This window comes from Pseudomonas sp. R38(2017), from assembly GCF_002112395.1.
Taxonomy (GTDB): domain Bacteria; phylum Pseudomonadota; class Gammaproteobacteria; order Pseudomonadales; family Pseudomonadaceae; genus Aquipseudomonas.
This window is the reverse complement of sequence record NZ_NEHN01000004.1, coordinates 478270-497093: the sequence shown is the minus strand read 5'-3', so window position 1 is coordinate 497093 and position 18824 is coordinate 478270. Positions and strand designations below refer to the sequence as shown.

The 18824-nt window shown below is 61.1% G+C and carries 13 protein-coding genes; 11 read left to right on the top strand and 2 right to left on the bottom strand.

All coding sequences use genetic code 11. The annotated features are described in order from the left end of the window. Positions 1 to 90: 90 nt before the first annotated feature. The gene (locus tag CAF87_RS12240; protein ID WP_085731633.1) at positions 91 to 1467 is read right to left on the bottom strand and encodes an L-serine ammonia-lyase; all 1377 of its coding nucleotides are present in this window, start codon (positions 1465 to 1467) and stop codon (positions 91 to 93) included. A gap of 433 nt (positions 1468 to 1900) precedes the next feature. Between CAF87_RS12240 and CAF87_RS12235 the strand changes: the two genes are divergently transcribed. The 3 genes from CAF87_RS12235 (at position 1901) to choV (ending at position 4935) form a co-directional block, all read left to right on the top strand. Beyond that, on the top strand, positions 1901 to 2848 hold the full coding sequence (locus CAF87_RS12235; RefSeq protein WP_085709140.1) for a choline ABC transporter substrate-binding protein: 948 nt from the start codon (positions 1901 to 1903) through the stop codon (positions 2846 to 2848). Positions 2849 to 2914: 66 nt separating this feature from the next. Continuing rightward, the gene (gene choW, locus CAF87_RS12230; RefSeq protein WP_085731632.1) at positions 2915 to 3760 is read left to right on the top strand and encodes a choline ABC transporter permease subunit; all 846 of its coding nucleotides are present in this window, start codon (positions 2915 to 2917) and stop codon (positions 3758 to 3760) included. Continuing rightward, complete coding sequence (gene choV, locus CAF87_RS12225; protein WP_085731631.1) at positions 3757 to 4935, top strand: choline ABC transporter ATP-binding protein; 1179 nt, start codon at positions 3757 to 3759, stop codon at positions 4933 to 4935. Before choW ends, choV begins: the two co-directional genes overlap by 4 nt. A gap of 208 nt (positions 4936 to 5143) precedes the next feature. Here choV and betT read toward each other — a convergent pair whose 3' ends face one another. After that, positions 5144 to 7141, bottom strand: coding sequence for a choline BCCT transporter BetT (betT, locus tag CAF87_RS12220; RefSeq protein WP_085731630.1), 1998 nt, complete (start codon positions 7139 to 7141; stop codon positions 5144 to 5146). 425 nt (positions 7142 to 7566) lie between these two features. Between betT and betI the strand changes: the two genes are divergently transcribed. The 8 genes from betI (at position 7567) to CAF87_RS12180 (ending at position 18782) form a co-directional block, all read left to right on the top strand. Then, positions 7567 to 8160, top strand: a complete 594-nt coding sequence (betI, locus tag CAF87_RS12215; RefSeq protein WP_085731629.1) for a transcriptional regulator BetI — start codon at positions 7567 to 7569, stop codon at positions 8158 to 8160. Positions 8161 to 8248: 88 nt separating this feature from the next. Continuing rightward, positions 8249 to 9721 (top strand): betaine-aldehyde dehydrogenase, encoded by a 1473-nt coding sequence (gene betB, locus CAF87_RS12210; protein ID WP_085731628.1) that lies wholly within the window; start codon positions 8249 to 8251, stop codon positions 9719 to 9721. Positions 9722 to 9836: 115 nt separating this feature from the next. Next, complete coding sequence (betA, locus tag CAF87_RS12205) at positions 9837 to 11540, top strand: choline dehydrogenase (RefSeq protein WP_085731627.1); 1704 nt, start codon at positions 9837 to 9839, stop codon at positions 11538 to 11540. A 193-nt stretch (positions 11541 to 11733) separates the two neighbouring features. After that, entirely contained in the window at positions 11734 to 13176 is a 1443-nt protein-coding gene (locus CAF87_RS12200; RefSeq protein WP_085731626.1) for a TldD/PmbA family protein, read from the top strand. Further along, the gene (locus tag CAF87_RS12195) at positions 13176 to 14513 is read left to right on the top strand and encodes a TldD/PmbA family protein (protein WP_085731625.1); all 1338 of its coding nucleotides are present in this window, start codon (positions 13176 to 13178) and stop codon (positions 14511 to 14513) included. Before CAF87_RS12200 ends, CAF87_RS12195 begins: the two co-directional genes overlap by 1 nt. 64 nt (positions 14514 to 14577) lie before the next feature. Continuing rightward, the gene (gene mdtD / locus CAF87_RS12190) at positions 14578 to 16017 is read left to right on the top strand and encodes a multidrug transporter subunit MdtD (protein WP_085731624.1); all 1440 of its coding nucleotides are present in this window, start codon (positions 14578 to 14580) and stop codon (positions 16015 to 16017) included. An 80-nt stretch (positions 16018 to 16097) separates the two neighbouring features. Beyond that, a complete protein-coding gene (gene dbpA, locus CAF87_RS12185; protein WP_085731623.1) occupies positions 16098 to 17483 on the top strand; it encodes an ATP-dependent RNA helicase DbpA in 1386 nt (461 codons plus the stop codon). A gap of 120 nt (positions 17484 to 17603) precedes the next feature. Continuing rightward, positions 17604 to 18782 carry an NAD(P)/FAD-dependent oxidoreductase gene (locus tag CAF87_RS12180; protein WP_085731622.1) on the top strand — a complete coding sequence of 393 codons (1179 nt, stop codon included), beginning with the start codon at positions 17604 to 17606 and terminating at the stop codon, positions 18780 to 18782. Positions 18783 to 18824 lie beyond the last annotated feature (42 nt).

The following is an 18824-nucleotide window of genomic DNA, read 5'->3' as shown; positions in this document are numbered from 1 at the left end:
TATCTGATTGCGACGCGCCAAAAGGTGGCGCGTTTTATATCGTATGCTCACTTGGTGCGCAGTTTTGACTGGTCCGACGCTGTCGGTGTATCAGCACTCGACCGCGCTGACCGCCAATCCACCGCGTGAAGTCTCTTTATATTTGTCATGCATGTCGGCGCCGGTATCGCGCATGGTGCGGATCACTCGGTCCAGCGAAATAAAGTGCTGACCATCGCCGCGCAGAGCCATCTGTGCCGCGTTGATCGCTTTCACCGCCGCAATCGCATTGCGCTCGATGCACGGCACCTGGACGAGACCGCCCACCGGATCGCAGGTCAGGCCGAGGTTGTGCTCCAGGCCGATTTCCGCCGCATTGCACAACTGCTCCGGCGTGGCACCGAGCACTTCCGCCAGCCCCGCCGCCGCCATCGCGCAGGCCGAACCGACCTCACCCTGGCAACCGACTTCGGCGCCGGAGATCGAAGCGTTCTTCTTGCACAGAATCCCCACCGCCGCCGCCCCGAGGAAATAGTCGACCACATTGGCGTCGGTCACCGCTTCGCTGAATTTCATGAAGTAGTGCAGCACCGCCGGAATGATCCCGGCTGCGCCGTTGGTCGGCGCCGTGACCATGCGCCCGCCGGCCGCGTTCTCTTCGTTCACCGCCAGGGCGAACAGGTTGACCCACTCCATGGCGCTGAGAGTCGAGCCGATCACGTTGGGCTTGTTCAATTCCTGAAGACTGCGGTGCAGTTTCGCCGCACGCCGACGCACATTGAGGCCGCCGGGAAGAATGCCTTCGTGCTTGAGGCCCTGCTCGACGCAATCCTGCATCGCCCGCCAGAGCTTCATCAGCCCGGCGCGGATTTCTTCTTCGCTGCGCCAGACTTTCTCGTTGGCCATCATCAGTTCGGCGACACGCAGGTTGTTCTGCTTGCACAACTCCAGCAGCTCGACGGCACTGGAGAAGTCATACGGCAATTCGGTGCAATCCAGATCCACCACACCGCTGGACGCCTGTGCTTCATCGACCACGAAACCGCCGCCGACCGAATAGTAGGTGTCGCGATGAATCTCGCCGTGATCGCCTTCGGCAACCAGGGTCATGGCGTTGGGGTGGAATGGCAGGTTCTCGTCGATCAGGCGCATGTCGCGAGCCCATATAAAAGGCACCGACAAACGACCATCCAGTAAAAGGGTGTGAGTTTCGCGCAGGGCCTGGATCCGTGGGCCGATCTGCGACGGATCGATTGCGTCCGGCCACTCGCCCATCAGGCCCATGATCACCGCGTTGTCGCTGCCATGACCGACACCGGTGGCCGACAACGAACCGAACAATTGCACCTCGACTCGACGCACTTGCTCCAGCAGGTGTTTGTCGCGCAGAGACTCGACGAACAACGCCGCGGCGCGCATCGGCCCGACGGTGTGAGAACTGGACGGGCCGATGCCGATTTTGAACAGGTCGAAAACGCTGATAGCCATTGATGCAGAGCTCCTGAGAGTGCCGTCCGGGGCGTGAAGCGCCCGCTGGCGGAGCTGCTACGCTCAAGCTGCGATCCGCCGGAATGCCCGCATCATCAGGCTTTTTTCGGGTCGCTCGGCGTCTGACACCGACGCACTCATGCCCACTAACGCCGTGCCGGTTTTCGCCCGTGTTTTCGCCGTTTTTATGCGGTTCAGATGGCCAAACGGGGCTGAAAAAAGCTGTAAACGACGTCACCGACACTGGATGCGACCATCCCTGTACTGGATACGACGCACCCTGTAGGCGTCAGATTTTCACTGGTACATGATCGTATCGACTCGATTGCAAGGCGCCGTGGTAGAGCTGTCTCCAGAACGCCATCCAACCGCAACCTATAAGTGCGGTGGTCCAGTCGGAACACTGCCAAAAAAAACACTAAGGAGTCCATCCATGAAAGGTTCCCCGTCGTTGTTGTTGGCCGCCATGCTGAGTCTGCCGCTGCTGGCTCAAGCCGCAGAACCGGCGCAGTGCAGTACCGTTAACTTCTCCGATGTCGGCTGGACCGACATCACCGCGACCACCGCCACCACCAGCGTGGTGCTCGACGCCCTCGGCTACAAGACCAAAACCACCATGATCTCCGTGCCCGTGACCTACAAGTCGCTGGCCGACGGCAAAAACATGGACGTGTTCCTCGGCAACTGGATGCCGACCATGGAAAACGACATCAAGGCCTACCGCGACGCCGGCACCGTCGAAGTGGTGCGCACCAACCTCAAGGGCGCCAAATACACCCTCGCCGTGCCACAGGCACTGTACGACAAGGGTCTGCATGACTTCGCCGACATCGCCAAATTCAAGAAAGAACTCGATGGCAAGATCTACGGCATCGAACCTGGCAACGACGGCAACCGCCTGATCCAGAGCATGATCGACAAGAACGCCTTCGGCTTGAAAGACGCCGGCTTCAAAGTCGTCGAATCTTCCGAGGCGGGCATGCTCTCGCAGGTCGACCGTGCGCAGAAACGCGACACCGCCGTGGTGTTCCTCGGCTGGGCACCGCACCCGATGAACAAGCGCTTCAAGATTCAATACCTGACTGGCGGCGATGATTTCTTCGGCCCGGACTTCGGCGCGGCGACCGTCGCGACCAACACCCGCAAGGGCTACGTCGAGGAATGCAGCAACGTCGGTCAACTGCTGAAAAACCTGGAGTTCACCGTCGACATGGAAAGCACCCTGATGGGCAACATCCTGGACGACAAGATGAAGCCTGAAGCGGCCGCCAAGGCCTGGCTTAAAAAGAATCCACAGGTACTCGATACCTGGCTCGCTGGCGTGACCACCATTGACGGTAAACCAGGCCTGGAGGCCGTGAAAGCCAAGCTGAATCAGTAATCGCTTATGCCGGACGGCTCCGGCCGTCCGGGCTGTTTATTTCCTTGCATGCGGACGTTCACTACCATGCTGATTGATCAGAAAATCCCTTTAGGCCAGTACATCGCGGGCTTCGTTGAATGGCTGACGCAACACGGCGCCAGCACCTTCGACGCAATCGCCGTGACACTGGAAACGATGATCCACGGCGTGACGTTTGCGCTGACCTGGTTCAACCCGCTGGTGTTGATCGGCCTCATCGCTGTACTCGCGCACTTCATTCAACGCAAATGGGGCCTGACCGCGTTCGTGGTCGCCTCCTTCCTGCTGATCCTCAACCTGGGGTACTGGCAGGAAACCATGGAAACCCTCGCCCAGGTCATGTTCGCGACCCTGGTCTGCGTGGTCATCGGCGTGCCGTTGGGCATCGTCGCCGCACACAAGCCGATGTTCTACACTTTAATGCGTCCGGTACTCGATCTGATGCAGACCGTACCGACCTTCGTTTACCTCATTCCTACCCTGACCCTCTTCGGGCTGGGTGTAGTGCCAGGCCTGATTTCGACAGTGGTGTTCGCCATCGCCGCGCCGATCCGCCTGACCTACCTGGGCATCCGCGATGTCCCGGAAGAACTGATGGACGCCGGCAAGGCCTTCGGCTGCTCGCGTCGCCAACTGCTGTCACGGATCGAACTGCCCCACGCCATGCCAAGCATCGCGGCCGGCATCACCCAGTGCATCATGCTGTCGTTGTCGATGGTGGTGATCGCGGCACTGGTGGGCGCCGACGGACTCGGCAAACCGGTGGTCAACGCACTGAACACTGCTGATATCGCCCTGGGCTTCGAAGCAGGCCTGGCGATCGTACTGCTGGCGATCATGCTCGACCGTATCTGCAAACAACCCGACGCCAAAGTAGGGGGTGACGCATGAGCATAATCCGCTTCGACAACGTAGACGTTATCTTCGCCAAGGATCCGCGCGAGGCACTCAAGCTGCTGGATCAGGGCATGACCCGCAACGAGATCCTGAAAAAGACCGGGCAAATTGTCGGCGTTGAAAAAGCCAGCCTGGATATCGAGAAAGGTGAGATCTGTGTACTGATGGGTCTGTCCGGCTCCGGCAAGTCCAGCCTGCTGCGCTGCATCAACGGCCTCAACACCGTCAGCCGCGGCAAACTGTTCGTCGAGCACGAAGGCAAACAGATAGACATCGCCTCCTGCAGCCCGGCCGAACTGAAAATGATGCGCACCAAGCGCATTGCGATGGTGTTCCAGAAGTTCGCCCTGATGCCCTGGCTGACGGTGCGCGAGAACATAAGCTTCGGTCTGGAAATGCAGGGTCGTCCCGAAAAAGAACGTCGCAAGCTGGTCGACGACAAGCTTGAGCTGGTGGGCCTGACCCAGTGGCGCAACAAGAAACCCAACGAACTGTCCGGCGGCATGCAGCAACGTGTGGGCCTGGCCCGCGCACTGGCGATGGACGCCGACATTCTGCTGATGGACGAACCGTTCTCGGCCCTCGACCCACTGATCCGTCAGGGTCTGCAGGACGAATTGCTGGAACTGCAGCGCAAGCTGAGCAAGACCATCGTGTTCGTGAGCCACGACCTCGACGAGGCGCTGAAACTGGGTAGCCGCATCGCGATCATGAAAGACGGCCGGATCATTCAGTACAGCGTACCGGAAGAGATCGTGCTCAATCCTGCGGACGACTACGTGCGCACCTTCGTTGCCCACACCAATCCGCTGAACGTGCTCTGCGGTCGCAGCCTGATGCGCACCCTGGACAACTGCAAACGCATCAACGGTTCGGTGTGCCTCGATCCGGGTGGCGATTCGTGGCTGGATCTGGCCGAAGGCAACACCATCAAGGGTGCACGCAAGAACGGTTCGGTGCTCGACCTGCAGAACTGGGTGCCGGGGCAAGCGGTGGAAGGCCTCGATCGTCGTCCGACGCTGGTGGACTCCAACATTGGCATGCGCGATGCGTTGCAGATTCGTTATCAGACCGGCAACAAACTGGTGCTGCACGACAACAACAAAGTAGTCGGCATTCTGGGGGACAGCGAGCTGTATCACGCGCTGCTGGGCAAGAACCTGGGGTAAGTACCACAGACACAAAAACGCCGCGAGAGGATCGCGGCGTTTTTGTTTTGGGACATCGAGTGAATCATCTTTGCATCTGATGGCCCCATCGCGGGCAAGCCTGCTCCCACAAGGACAGGCGTGAACACCTCGGGACCTGTGGGAGCGAGCTTGCTCGCGAAGAACGCGACGCGATGTTTCAGACAGAAACACCGCGCCCCTTTATTGCTTAGCTATAGACCCGGCCAAGGAGCTGCCGATGGCTTTCAAACTGATCGAGCACATCGCGAGTGATCTGATCCTGCGTGAAGCCCATCAGGTCGTAATCCTGGCTGCCGTTGTGCAGATAAACCTCGGCGCGGTAGTAACGCTGGCGCGCTTCATCGGACTGGGCCGATTCGGTCGGGGTCGCCAGATAGCCGTCCAGGCTCACTTCGTAGACGAAAGGGTTACCCTCTTCCATCTCGACCCGCACACCCATGCAGCGCTTGGATTTACCCACCAGTGTCTGCACGTCCAGGCTTTGCGCACGCAGTTGTGCAGCTGCATCTTCCAGCGCCGGGGTAACGTGCTTGTCCATGAAGCGCTGAACCACCGACTGGCTCGGTTGCAGATCCAGCTGCGTCAGACGTTCGCTGAAACCGCGACGACCGCGCTCAGCCAGTTGCGCTTGCTCCTGTTCGATCTGCATGTCCTGACGCATGGCTTTGTGCAGGCCGAACATGAAGAACACCAGCACCACCGAGAACGGCAGACCGGCCAGCACGACCATGGTCTGCATGGCTTCGAAGTTACCGGCAAACAGCAGGCCGATGGTCACCAGGGTGATCACGACCGACCAGAAGATCCGCAGCCAGTGCGGCGCATCTTCATCGACAGTGCCGCCCTTGCAGGAAAGGTTGGCCATCATCACCGCACCGGAGTCGGCCGGGGTCAGGAACAGCACGAAACCAACAAAGATCGATACACCGATGACGACTTTCGACGCCGGGTAGTGTTCCAGCAACTGATAGATCGCCATCGACGGCTGTTCCAGCGCCGTCTTGCCAAGCTCCACCGCCCCATGGTTCATCACCAGATCCAGCGCCGAGTTACCGAAGATCGACAGCCACGCCAGGGTGAAGCCCAGCGGAATCAGCAGCACGCCGGCCACCAGCTCACGCACGGTACGACCACGGGAAATCCGCGCGATGAACATGCCTACGAATGGGGCCCAGGAAATCCACCATGCCCAGTAGAACAGAGTCCACAGGCCCAGCCAGCGGTCGGACTTGGCACTGTCGCCTTCATAGACGTACAGGTCGAACGTCTTCATGACCACGCCGTTGAGGTAATCGCCGATGTTCTGCACGAAGCCGTTGAGCAGGTGCAGGGTCGGGCCAAACAGCAGCACGAAAATCAGCAGGCCGCTGAACAGGATGATGTTGAGGTTGGACAGACGACGAATGCCGTTTTCCACGCCGGACACGGCAGCGATGGTCGCTACGGTGCTCATTACGATGATCACGATCAGCAGGTTGGTGTTGCTGTGCTCCATGCCGAACAGGTTTTCCAGGCCAGAGGACACCTGCAGCGAACCGATCCCCAGGTTGGTTACCAGACCCAGCAGGGTCACGAACATGCCGAAACCGTCCACCGCGTGACCGGCCGCGCCCTTGACCCAACGCTCGCCCGCCAGCGGGTACAGCGCCGAACGCAGGGCCAGCGGCTGGTTGTGGCGATAGGCAAAGTACGCAACGGCCAGACCGACCAGTGCATAGATCGCCCAGCCGTGCAGGCCCCAGTGCAGGAAGGTCAGTTGAACAGCCTGACGTGCCGCCAGGTTGGTGGCCGACGCGCCTTCCGGTGGGTTGAAGTAGTGATCCAGCGGCTCGGAGGCACCGAAGTACAGCAGCGAAATACCGATACCCGACGAGAACAGCATCCCCGCCCAGGCGCCGTAGCTGAAATCAGGGGTGTCGTCCTTGCTACCCAGTTTGAGTTTGCCGTAGGAGGAAAACGCCAGGCCCACCACGAAAACCAGGTAAGCGGCGATCACCACCATGTAGTACCAGCCGAAGCTGCGGGACAACCAGGCCTGAGCCACTCCCAGCATTCTGCCGGCCTCTTGCGGGGCGATGATCAGAATGGCGGTCAACAACAGAATCAGCACGGTAGAGGTGTAGAACACCCAACCGTTGACCGTCACCTTCTCGGGCGGGGTCTTTATAAGCGAGGCAGAACTCATGGCACAAATGCTCCAGGCAGTGCGAGAGAAGAACACAAGGCAACACGGAACCCGACCAATCGGTTAGTTGGCAGCCGACCGGCGGGTGATATAAAGACACCCCGAAAAAAGCCCGAACCTGCAGAGATGGCACCGCGAATCGCCGTCGTGGCCGAGGTCCGGACGTTCATCCGAAACCTGGCCTCGAGCGTCTTGCCCATTCAACACGTCCATCGAACGTCGAACCGCGCCTTGCCCCGCGCAGGTTTCGAGCATTTTCGGATGTCGGTTTATCGCCACTTACACGTAGGAAAAAGCTGTAGGCAGCGACGATTTGTCGCAGATCTTATTCTTTGTTGATTGAACGTTCAATCAAAACAAAATAGACTGGCCCTCAATCCGGCAGCCGTTTTTCGTCTGCCGGAAGGCCTAAGGAGATGTGCAAGATGCCCAAGGTCGGTATGCAACCCATCCGCCGCCAACAACTGATCGAAGCCACTTTGCAGGCGGTTGATCAGGTCGGAATGGGGGACGCCAGCATTGCGCTGATCGCCCGTTTGGCCGGTGTCTCGAATGGCATCATCAGTCACTATTTTCAGGACAAGAACGGCCTGATTGCCGCCACGATGCGGTATCTGATGAGCGTCCTCAGCGAGAACGTCACCGCGCGCCGTCAGGCGCTGGCAGACAGCAGCCCCCGGGCGCATCTGCAGGTGATCATCGAAGGCAACTTCGACGCCAGCCAGGTCAATGGCCCGGCAATGAAAACCTGGCTGGCCTTCTGGGCCACCAGCATGCACCAGCCGTCTTTGCACAGGTTGCAGCGGATCAACGATCACCGTCTGTATTCCAACCTGTGCTGCGAGTTCCGCCGTGTGTTGCCGCTCGAAGATGCGCGCAGCGCCGCCCGTGGACTGGCAGCTCTCATCGACGGCTTGTGGTTGCGCGGCGCGCTGTCGGGAGACGCTTTCGACACTGCGCAGGCGCAACAGATCGCTTACGAATACATGGATTTCCAATTGGCCAAGAAGGTGAGCTAGAGCACACAGAAAACGCTCGGCCCCTGAACGCCACCGCAGCCTGATCGCGGTGGTCAACGCCAACCACTTATGCACTTGCGAGGACACTATGGCCCGTTTCGAACTGCAAAAACTCTACATCGATGGCGCGTACTCCGACGCCGGCAGCGATGCCACCTTCGAAGCCATCAACCCGGCTAACGGTGAAGTCCTCGCACAAGTGCAACGTGCGACCAAGGAAGACGTCGAGCGCGCAGTAGTCAGCGCCGAAAAGGGCCAGAAAATCTGGGCTGCGATGACCGCCATGGAGCGTTCGCGCATCCTGCGTCGCGCCGTCGACATCCTGCGCGAGCGCAACGATGAACTGGCCGCCCTGGAAACCCTGGACACCGGTAAAGCCTTCTCCGAAACCAAGTACGTCGACATCGTTACCGGCGCCGACGTGCTGGAATACTACGCAGGCCTGGTACCCGCCATCGAAGGCGAGCAGATCCCGCTGCGTGACACCGCATTCGTCTACACCCGCCGCGAGCCGCTGGGCGTTGTCGCCGGTATCGGCGCGTGGAACTACCCGATCCAGATCGCCCTGTGGAAATCCGCTCCAGCCCTGGCGGCCGGTAACGCGATGATCTTCAAGCCAAGCGAAGTCACCTCGCTGACCACCCTGAAACTGGCCGAGATCTACACCGAAGCCGGCGTTCCAAACGGCGTGTTCAACGTACTGACCGGCAGCGGCCGTGAAGTCGGCACCTGGCTGACCGAGCACCCGCGCATCGAGAAAGTCTCCTTCACCGGCGGCACCGACACCGGCAAGAAGGTCATGGCCAGCGCTTCGGCCTCGTCGCTCAAAGACGTGACCATGGAACTGGGCGGCAAGTCCCCGCTGATCATCTGCGACGACGCCGACCTGGATCGCGCCGCCGACACCGCGATGATGGCCAACTTCTACAGCTCCGGTCAGGTCTGCACCAACGGCACTCGCGTGTTCGTTCCGAGCCACCTGAAAGCCGCTTTCGAAGCCAAGATCGTCGAGCGCGTTGCCCGCATCCGCGTTGGCAACCCGGAAGACGAAAACACCAACTTCGGCCCTCTGGTCAGCTTCGCTCACATGGAAAACGTGCTGGGCTACATCGCCAAGGGTAAAGAAGAAGGCGCCCGCGTTCTGTGCGGCGGCGAGCGCATGACCGACGGCGAATTCGCCAAGGGCGCGTTCGTGGCTCCGACCGTGTTCACCGACTGCACCGACGACATGACCATCGTCCGTGAAGAAATCTTTGGCCCGGTGATGGCGATCCTGACCTACGAAACCGAAGAAGAAGTGATCCGCCGCGCCAACGACACCGACTTCGGCCTGGCCGCCGGTATCGTCACCCGCGACCTGAACCGCGCCCACCGCGTGATTCACCAACTGGAAGCCGGTATCTGCTGGATCAACGCCTGGGGCGAGTCCGACGCAAAAATGCCGGTTGGCGGTTACAAGCAGTCGGGCGTTGGTCGTGAGAACGGCATCAGCTCGCTGAACAACTTCACTCGCATCAAATCGGTACAGGTCGAACTGGGCGATTACGTCTCGGTGTTCTAAGACCCGCCATCGTGCGCTGCCCGCGAAGCCGCCTTCGCGGGCATGTCTGCTCGCCGCTCCCACAAGGGAAGCGCTGGCTGTCTGACCTGACCAACTTTCAAAGAGGGTGCATTCAATGTCCCAAGAATTCGATTACATCATCGTCGGTGCCGGCTCTGCCGGTAACACCCTGGCGACCCGTCTGACTGAAGACGAAGGCGTGACCGTCCTGCTGCTCGAAGCCGGCGGCCCGGACTACCGTTTCGACTTCCGCACGCAAATGCCGGCCGCTCTGGCCTTCCCGCTGCAAGGTCGTCGCTACAACTGGGCATACGAAACCGATCCAGAGCCACACATGGACGGTCGCCGGATGGAATGCGGTCGCGGCAAGGGCCTCGGCGGTTCCTCGCTGATCAACGGCATGTGCTACATCCGTGGCAACGCGATGGACTACGACGGCTGGGCAAAACTGCCAGGCCTGGAAGACTGGACCTACCTCGACTGCCTGCCGTACTTCCGTAAAGCGGAAACCCGTGACATCGGCCCGAACGACTACCACGGTGGCGACGGTCCGGTCAGCGTGACCACGCCGAAGGCGGGCAACAACCCACTGTTCCACGCGATGGTTGAAGCTGGCGTACAGGCCGGTTACCCGCGCACCGAAGACCTCAACGGCTACCAGCAGGAAGGTTTCGGCCCGATGGACCGCACCGTGACGCCGAAAGGCCGTCGCGCTTCCACCGCCCGCGGTTACCTGGACGTGGCCAAGAAGCGTTCGACCCTGACCATCGTCACTCACGCCCTGACTGACAAGGTTCTGTTCGAAGGCAAGCGCGCCATCGGCGTGCGTTACCTGGTCGGCGCTGCCGAAGAGCGCGTTGAAGCCCGCGCCCGCAAAGAAGTCATCGTCTGCTCCGGCGCCATCGCTTCGCCGCAACTGCTGCAACGCTCCGGCGTCGGCCCGGCGAAACTGCTGGAAAGCCTCGACATCCCGGTTGTTCACGATCTGCCGGGCGTCGGCGAAAACCTGCAGGATCACCTCGAGCTGTACCTGCAATACGCCTGCACCCAACCGGTTTCGCTGTACCCGTCGCTGCTCTGGTACAACCAGCCGGCCATCGGTGCCGAATGGCTGTTCAACGGCACCGGCATCGGCGCCAGCAACCAGTTCGAAGCCGGCGGTTTCATCCGCACCCGTCCGGAATTCGAATGGCCGAACATCCAGTACCACTTCCTGCCGGTAGCGATTAACTACAACGGCAGCAACGGTGTGAAAGAGCACGGCTTCCAGGCGCACATGGGTTCCATGCGTTCGCCGAGCCGTGGTCGCATCCAGATCAAATCCAAGGATCCGCGCCAGCACCCGAGCATCCTGTTCAACTACATGGCGACCGAGCAGGACTGGCAGGAATTTCGCGACGGCATCCGCCTGACCCGTGAAATCATGCAACAGCCTGCACTGGATGCTTTCCGTGGCCGCGAAATCAGCCCGGGCATCGAAGTGCAAACCGATGAGCAGTTGGACAAGTTCATCCGCGAGCACGCCGAAACCGCGTTCCACCCGTCCTGCTCGTGCAAGATGGGCACCGACGAGATGGCGGTCGTGGACGGTCAGGGCCGCGTGCATGGCATGCAGGGCCTGCGTGTGGTCGATGCCTCGATCATGCCGATCATCACCACCGGCAACCTGAACGCGCCGACGATCATGATGGCCGAGAAAATCGCCGACAAGATCCGTGGCCGTCAGCCACTGCCACGCAGCAAGGCGCCGTACTACGTCGCTGGCGATGCGCCGGTGAAAGGCAAGGCACTGCGTGATGTGAGCGCTGTTGCCCAGTAAGTCGTAATACCAGGCGGTGATCGTTCCCATGCAATGTGGGAACGATCAGCCGACTTAAAACAGTAAATCCTCCTACGCCCCCTCTTCACTTGATCCTACCCCCACGCAGGCCTACTCTAGTCCTCGCGCAATCGTTTCACCCCTCCCCGCCGAATCCGCTTCGCCGCTACTCCCATAACAAGGAGGTTCCCTGATGTTCGATTTCCACCCCCAGCTCAAGCAGCGCTTCGCTGCCTTGCGCACGGGCGCCGAGTTTTTTTCCCTGCGGTATGTACGCGAGTCCGGCCAGTACCTGTCGGTGCGCAAGAACGTCGCCGAACCGCCGAGCCTGAGCCGTGACGAAGGCGCAATGCTCACCGTTCGCGTCAACGGCGTCGAAGCCTACGCCGCAACCAATGACCTGTCGCAGCAAGGCCTGCAAGCCGCCCTCGAGCGCGCCGAACAGCAGGCCCGGCGGCTCAAGCTGCACGCCCTGCTCGACCTGAGCCAGCAGCCGGTGTCCAGCGACCGCGCCGACTACCTTTCACCCAATCTGGAACAACCCTTCCCGTCCCTGAGCGAATGCTTCGAGCTGCTCGGCGCGGAATCCGCCTCGGTGCCCAAGGATGAGCGCCTGGTGAATTGGCAAGTGAGCATCGGCATCACCCACGTAGAACAGATCTACCTGAGCAGCGCCGGGGCCGAATTGCGCCAGGCCCAGCGCTTCGTCTATCCGGGCCTGGACGTCACCGCCTACGACGGCAACGACAGCCAGACCCGCAGCCTCGGCCGCGAGAACTTCGGCCAGCAGGGCGGCGCCGACGTGATCAGCCGCTGCGGCTTGATCGGTGCCGGCCCGCAAGTCGCCGATCAGGCGCTGCAACTGCTGCTCGCGCCAAATACCCCGCAAGGCCCGCGCGACCTGCTGTTGATGCCCGATCAGATGATGCTGCAGATCCACGAATCCATCGGCCATCCGCTGGAGCTCGACCGGATTCTCGGCGACGAGCGTAATTACGCCGGCACCAGCTTCGTCAAAGCCTCGGATTTTGGCAGCCTGCAATACGGCTCGAAACTGCTCAACGTGACCTTCGATCCGGACATTCCCGAAGAGCTGGCGAGTTACGGCCACGATGACGACGGCTCCAGGGCCAGCAAGCAATTCCTGATTCGCGAAGGTCTGCTGGTGCGGCCGTTGGGCGGTGCGCTGTCGCAGTTCCGCGCGGGACTCGACGGTGTCGCCAACAGCCGCGCCTGCGGCTGGAACCGACCGCCGATCGACCGCATGGCCAATCTCAACATCGAACCGGGCGACCAGTCGCTGGAGCAACTGATCGGCGGGATTGAAAACGGCATTCTGATGAGCACCAACCGTTCGTGGTCGATCGACGATGCACGCAACAAATTCCAGTTCGGCTGCGAATGGGGCCAGTTGATTGAAAACGGCGAACTCAAGGGCGTCGTGAAGAATCCGAACTACCGGGGCATTTCCGCGCACTTCTGGAAGAGCCTGCGCGCGGTCGGCAACGCCGGCACCACCCAGGTGCTGGGCACGCCGAACTGCGGCAAGGGCGAACCGAACCAGGTGATTCGCGTCGGCCACGCTTCACCGGCCTGCGTGTTCAGCAATGTTGATGTGTTTGGGGGAGACGCCTGATGAGTATTTCCAAGAGCCAGGTCGAGGCCTTCAAGGTGCTGGTCAACTGGCTGCGCGATGCCGTGCGCGAGCCGGAACAGTTCACGCTGAGTTACGACGCCGAATCGTCGGCCTTCGTGCGCTTCAACCACGCCAAGGTGCGGCAGGCCGGGCAAGTGCAACAGGCGAATATCGGCCTGAAACTGATCGACGACGGGCGGCATGCCGACCTGCACATCACCCTCTCCGGTGAGCAGGCCACCGACCTGCAACGCCTCGCCGAAGGCTTGCAACAACTGCGCGAAACCTTGCCGTTGCTGCCACAGGATCCATACCTGCTGCTCAACCACAACGGCTGGCAGAGCCAGAACGTGCAGGAACATCCGTTGCCGGACACCGAACAGGTCGTGGCTGAAATCGCTCAAGCGGCCGAAGGGCTGGATCTGGTCGGCTTCTATGCCGCCGGCCCGATCAGCCGTGGTTTCGCCAGTTCTTCCGGCGCGTTCGGCTGGCATCAGGCCAACAGCTTCAACTTCGATTTCAGCCTGTTCCACGAAAACGGCGAAGCAGTGAAGGCCAGCTACGCCGGACATGACTGGAACAGCGAAGATTTCGCCAGACGCATCCAGCAGGCCCGCGAACAACTCGAGTTCCTCGGTCGCCCGTTGCGCACCCTGCCACCGGGACAATACCGCGCCTATCTGGCACCGGCAGCCCTGGAAGAAATCATGGGCATGCTGTGTTGGGGCGGTTTCTCGGCGCAGTCGATTGCCAGCAAGAGCAGTCCGTTGCAGAAGCTGTATGCCGGCGATCAGACGTTCAGTCCACTGGTGTCCCTCGACGAGAAGGTCAGCGGTTCGCTGAGCCCGGCGTTCTCCAGCGAAGGTTACCCGCGCAGCGATCTGCGGTTGATCATCGAAGGTAAAGCAGGTGATCAGTTGGTAGGTTCACGCAGTGCTGCCGAATACGGTCTGACTGCCAACGGTGCCGGCGGTGGCGAATCGCCGAGCGCGCTGAATATGGGCGCCGGTGATCTGCCGCAAGCGGAGATTCTCAAGCAACTGGGCACCGGGCTGTATATCAGCAACCTGTGGTACCTGAACTTCTCCGATCAACCGGCGGCGCGCCTGACCGGCATGACCCGATTTGCCACGTTCTGGGTCGAGAATGGCGAGATTCAGGCACCGGTCAGCACCATGCGTTTCGACGACAGCGCCTACAGCTTGCTGGGTTCGCAACTGGAAGCGCTGACTGCCGAGCGCGAGTTGCTGCTGTCGGCGAGCACCTACAGCCAGCGCAATACCTCGTCGGCGTTGTTGCCGGGGGCGCTGGTGAGCCGCCTGACCTTGACTCTCTGATACAAATCGTTCCCGCGCCTTGCGCGGGAACGATCACTCACTGCCCCACACCACAAGAGGTTCCATGCCCAACCGCCCGCCTCTCGACGCCATCACCGCCCGCTGGTTGCCGTGGGTCGTCGCCATCGCTTTTTTCATGCAGTCCCTCGACGGGACTATCCTCAACACCGCCCTGCCGGCCATGGCCCGGGATCTGGCCGAAGACCCGCTGCGCATGCAAGGCGTGGTCATCGCCTACATGCTCACCGTGGCCCTGTTGATTCCGGCCTCGGGCTGGATCGCCGACCGCTTCGGCACCAAGAAGATCTTCTTCGGCGCGATCCTGCTGTTCAGCATCGGCTCGCTGCTCTGTGCCCTGTCGAGCAGCCTGTCCATGCTGGTCGGCGCTCGGGTAATCCAGGGTCTGGGCGGCGCGTTGATGCTGCCGGTCGGGCGACTGGTGGTGCTGCGCGCCTACCCGCGTTCGGAGCTGGTGCGGATCATGGGCTTCATCACCATTCCCGGCCTGCTCGGCCCTCTGATCGGCCCGACCATGGGCGGCTGGATGGTGCAGTACCTGACGTGGCACTGGATCTTCCTGATCAACCTGCCGGTCGGCGTCATCGGCTGCTATGCAGTGTGGAAGTTCATTCCCGACCTGCGCGGCACCGAGCGCACGCGCTTCGATAGCCTCGGTTTCCTGCTGTTCGGCGCGGCGATGATTCTCATCACCATCGCCATGGAAGGCCTTGGCGAATTGCATCTGCCGCACTTGCGGGTGATGTTGCTGCTGTTCGGTGGCATGGCGTGTCTGGCGGCGTACTGGCTGCGCGCCGGACGTGTCGAGAATCCGCTATTCGCGCCTTCGCTGTTCAAGACCCGGACGTTTGCGGTAGGGATCATCGGCAACCTGTTCGCCCGCCTGGGCAGCGGCGCGTTGCCGTTTCTGGTGCCGTTGCTGCTGCAGGTGGCGCTGGGTTATTCACCGTCGCAGGCCGGGATGAGCATGCTGCCGCTGGCCGCCGCAGCGATGTTTGCCAAGTGGATGGCGCGGCCGCTGATCGAACGTCTCGGTTATCGCATCGTGCTCACCGGCAACACGCTGGCGCTGGGGATCATGCTGGCGAGCATGGGTCTGGTCAGCGAGCAGACACCGTATTGGCTGTTGTTGTGCCTGCTGGCGATTCTCGGCGCGATCAACTCGCTGCAGTTCACCGCGATGAACACCGTGACCCTGATCGATCTCGACGACGCCAGCGCCAGCAGCGGCAACAGCCTGCTGTCGGTGGTTGCACAGTTGTCGCTGAGTCTCGGGGTGGCTTGCGCCGGTGCCTTGCTCGGCGGCTTCACGGCGGAAATCGGCAACGATGGCGTTGAAACCGTGCTGGGTGCGTTCCAGCTGACGTTCGTGACGGTGGGTGTCATGGCGATGCTGGCCGCGACAATCTTCTCGCAACTCTCGAAAGAGGACGGCCGACGCGTCAAACGTCCCGATGAACATCCGGACGAACACATCGAACATTAATCGCTGTTCGTCCAGAACTTTCGAGGAAAGTGGCACGGGGCTGCTACACTGCGCGACATTTTGTTTTGCAGGCCAGTCCCGTGACCACCATCGCCACCGCTTTTAATACTTTGCCGCTGTCCGCCGCCATGCTGGCTAACCTCGACTCCCTCGGTTATGCCCAGATGACGCCGATCCAGGCGCAGAGCTTGCCGGTGATCCTCAAGGGGATGGACCTGATCGCCCAGGCCAAGACCGGCAGCGGCAAGACCGCCGCGTTCGGCATCGGCCTGCTGAACCCGATCAATCCGCGCTACTTCGGTTGCCAGGCGCTGGTGATTTGCCCGACCCGTGAGCTCGCCGACCAGGTCGCCAAGGAAATCCGTCGTCTGGCCCGTGCCGAAGACAACATCAAGGTCCTGACCCTGTGCGGCGGCGTGGCGTTCGGCCCGCAGATCGCCTCGCTGGAGCACGGCGCGCACATCATCGTCGGCACGCCGGGCCGCATCCAGCAGCACCTGCGCAAGGGTTCGCTGGTCCTCGACGGCCTCAACACGCTGATCCTCGACGAAGCCGACCGCATGCTCGACATGGGTTTCTATGACGCCATCGAAGACATCATCGAGCAGACCCCGTCCCGTCGTCAGACCCTGCTGTTCTCGGCCACCTACCCGGTGGGCATCAAGCAACTGGCGTCGAAGTTCATGCGCGATCCGCAAACGGTGAAAGCCGAAGCGTTCCACGACGACACCCAGATCGAACAGCGCTTCTACGAGATCGCCCCGGAAGAACGCATGAGTGCGGTGACCAAGGTTCTGCACCACTTCCGTCCGGCCTCCACCGTGGCCTTCTGCTTCACCAAGCAGCAAGTGCAGGAAACCGTCGATCACCTGACCTCCAAGGGTATTTCCGCCGTCGGCCTGCACGGCGATCTGGAACAGCGTGATCGCGACCAGGTCCTGGCGATGTTCGCCAACCGCAGCACTTCGGTGCTGGTTGCCACCGACGTCGCCGCCCGTGGCCTGGACATCGACTCGCTGGACATGGTGATCAACGTCGAACTGGCCCGCGATTCGGAAATCCACATTCACCGCGTGGGCCGTACCGGGCGCGCGGGCGAGAAAGGCATCGCAATCAGCCTGGTGGCGCCGTCCGAAGCGCATCGCGCGCAAGCCATCGAACAACTGCAGAAAACCCCGCTGAACTGGGATCAGGTGGACAACCTCAAGTCCCAGGGCGGTGCCCCGCTGCAACCGCCGATGAGTACGCTGTGCATCGCTGGCGGGCGCAAGGACAAAGTGCGTCCGGGCGACATTCTTGGCGCTCTGACCGGTGAGGCCGGCATTCCGGGCGCCCAGGTCGGCAAGATCGCGATCTTCGACTTCCAGTCCTATGTGGCCGTTGAACGCAGCGTGGTCATGCAGGCGCTGCAGCGTTTGAACAACGGCAAGATCAAGGGTCGTTCGCTGCGCGTACGCGTTTTGTAAGCGATCTTCCATCCAAGGAAGATCCCCTGTGGGAGCAGGCTTTCCCGCGATGCCGGACCTCATCGCGAGCAAGTTCGCTCCCACAGTTTGTTTTGTGGTGAACAACGTGAGGACACCGTTTTGCGCTCTACCGAAGTCGTGATCATTGGCGCTGGCGCCGCAGGGTTGATGTGTGCACTGACCGCCGCCGGGCGCGGGCGTCAGGTGTTGCTGCTCGACCACGCGAACAAGGCCGGCAAGAAAATCCTGATGTCCGGCGGTGGTCGCTGCAACTTCACCAACATGTACACCGAGCCGAGCAATTTCCTCTCGCAGAATTCGCATTTCTGCAAATCCGCGCTGGCCCGCTACACCCAGTGGGATTTCATCGGCATGGTCGCCAAACATGGCGTGCCGTATCACGAGAAAAAACTCGGTCAGTTGTTCTGCGATAACAAATCCAGCGACATCCTCGGCATGCTCCTGGACGAGTGCGATCAGGTCGGCGTCAACCTGCACCTCGACACCTCGATCCAGACCATCGAAAAGGTTGAAGGCGGTTACCTGCTCGACACCACACTCGGCCAGATCCAGTGCCAGTCGCTGGTGATCGCCACCGGCGGGTTGTCGATCCCGACGCTGGGCGCGACCGGCTTCGGTTACCAGGTCGCCAAGCAATTCGGCCACGAGCTGCTGCCGACCCGCGCCGGGCTGGTGCCGTTCACCATCACCGACCAGCTCAAGGATTTGTGCACCGAACTGTCCGGCACCTCGGTGGATTGCCTGGTGAGCTGTAACGACCAAAGCTTTCGCGAGAACATCCTGTTCACTCACCGTGGTCTGAGCGGCCCGGCGATTCTGCAGATTTCCTCGTTCTGGGAACCTGGCGACACGGTAGAAATCAACCTGCTGCCCGATCACGACGCCGCAAGCTGGCTGCAACAGCAAACCACCGAGCGTCCGAACAGCGAACTGAAAACCCTGCTCGGCGAAATCTTCACCAAGAAGATGGCCAACCTGCTGGCGGACAACTGGTTCGTCTCCAAGCCGATGAAGCAGTACACCCATGCTGAACTGGCGGAGATCGCCGAGAAACTCGGCAGCTGGAAAGTCGTCCCGGCCGGCACCGAAGGCTATCGCACCGCCGAAGTCACCCTCGGTGGTGTCGACACCCGCGAAGTATCCTCCAAGACCATGGAATCGCTGAAAAGCCCGGGCCTCTACTTCGTCGGCGAGGTGCTGGACGTCACCGGGCATCTGGGTGGTTTCAACTTCCAATGGGCGTGGGCATCGGGTTACGCGGCCGCGCAATACGTCTGATTCGAAGGCCGTGCGGAACACTTTTTGCTGTCAGATGTGATC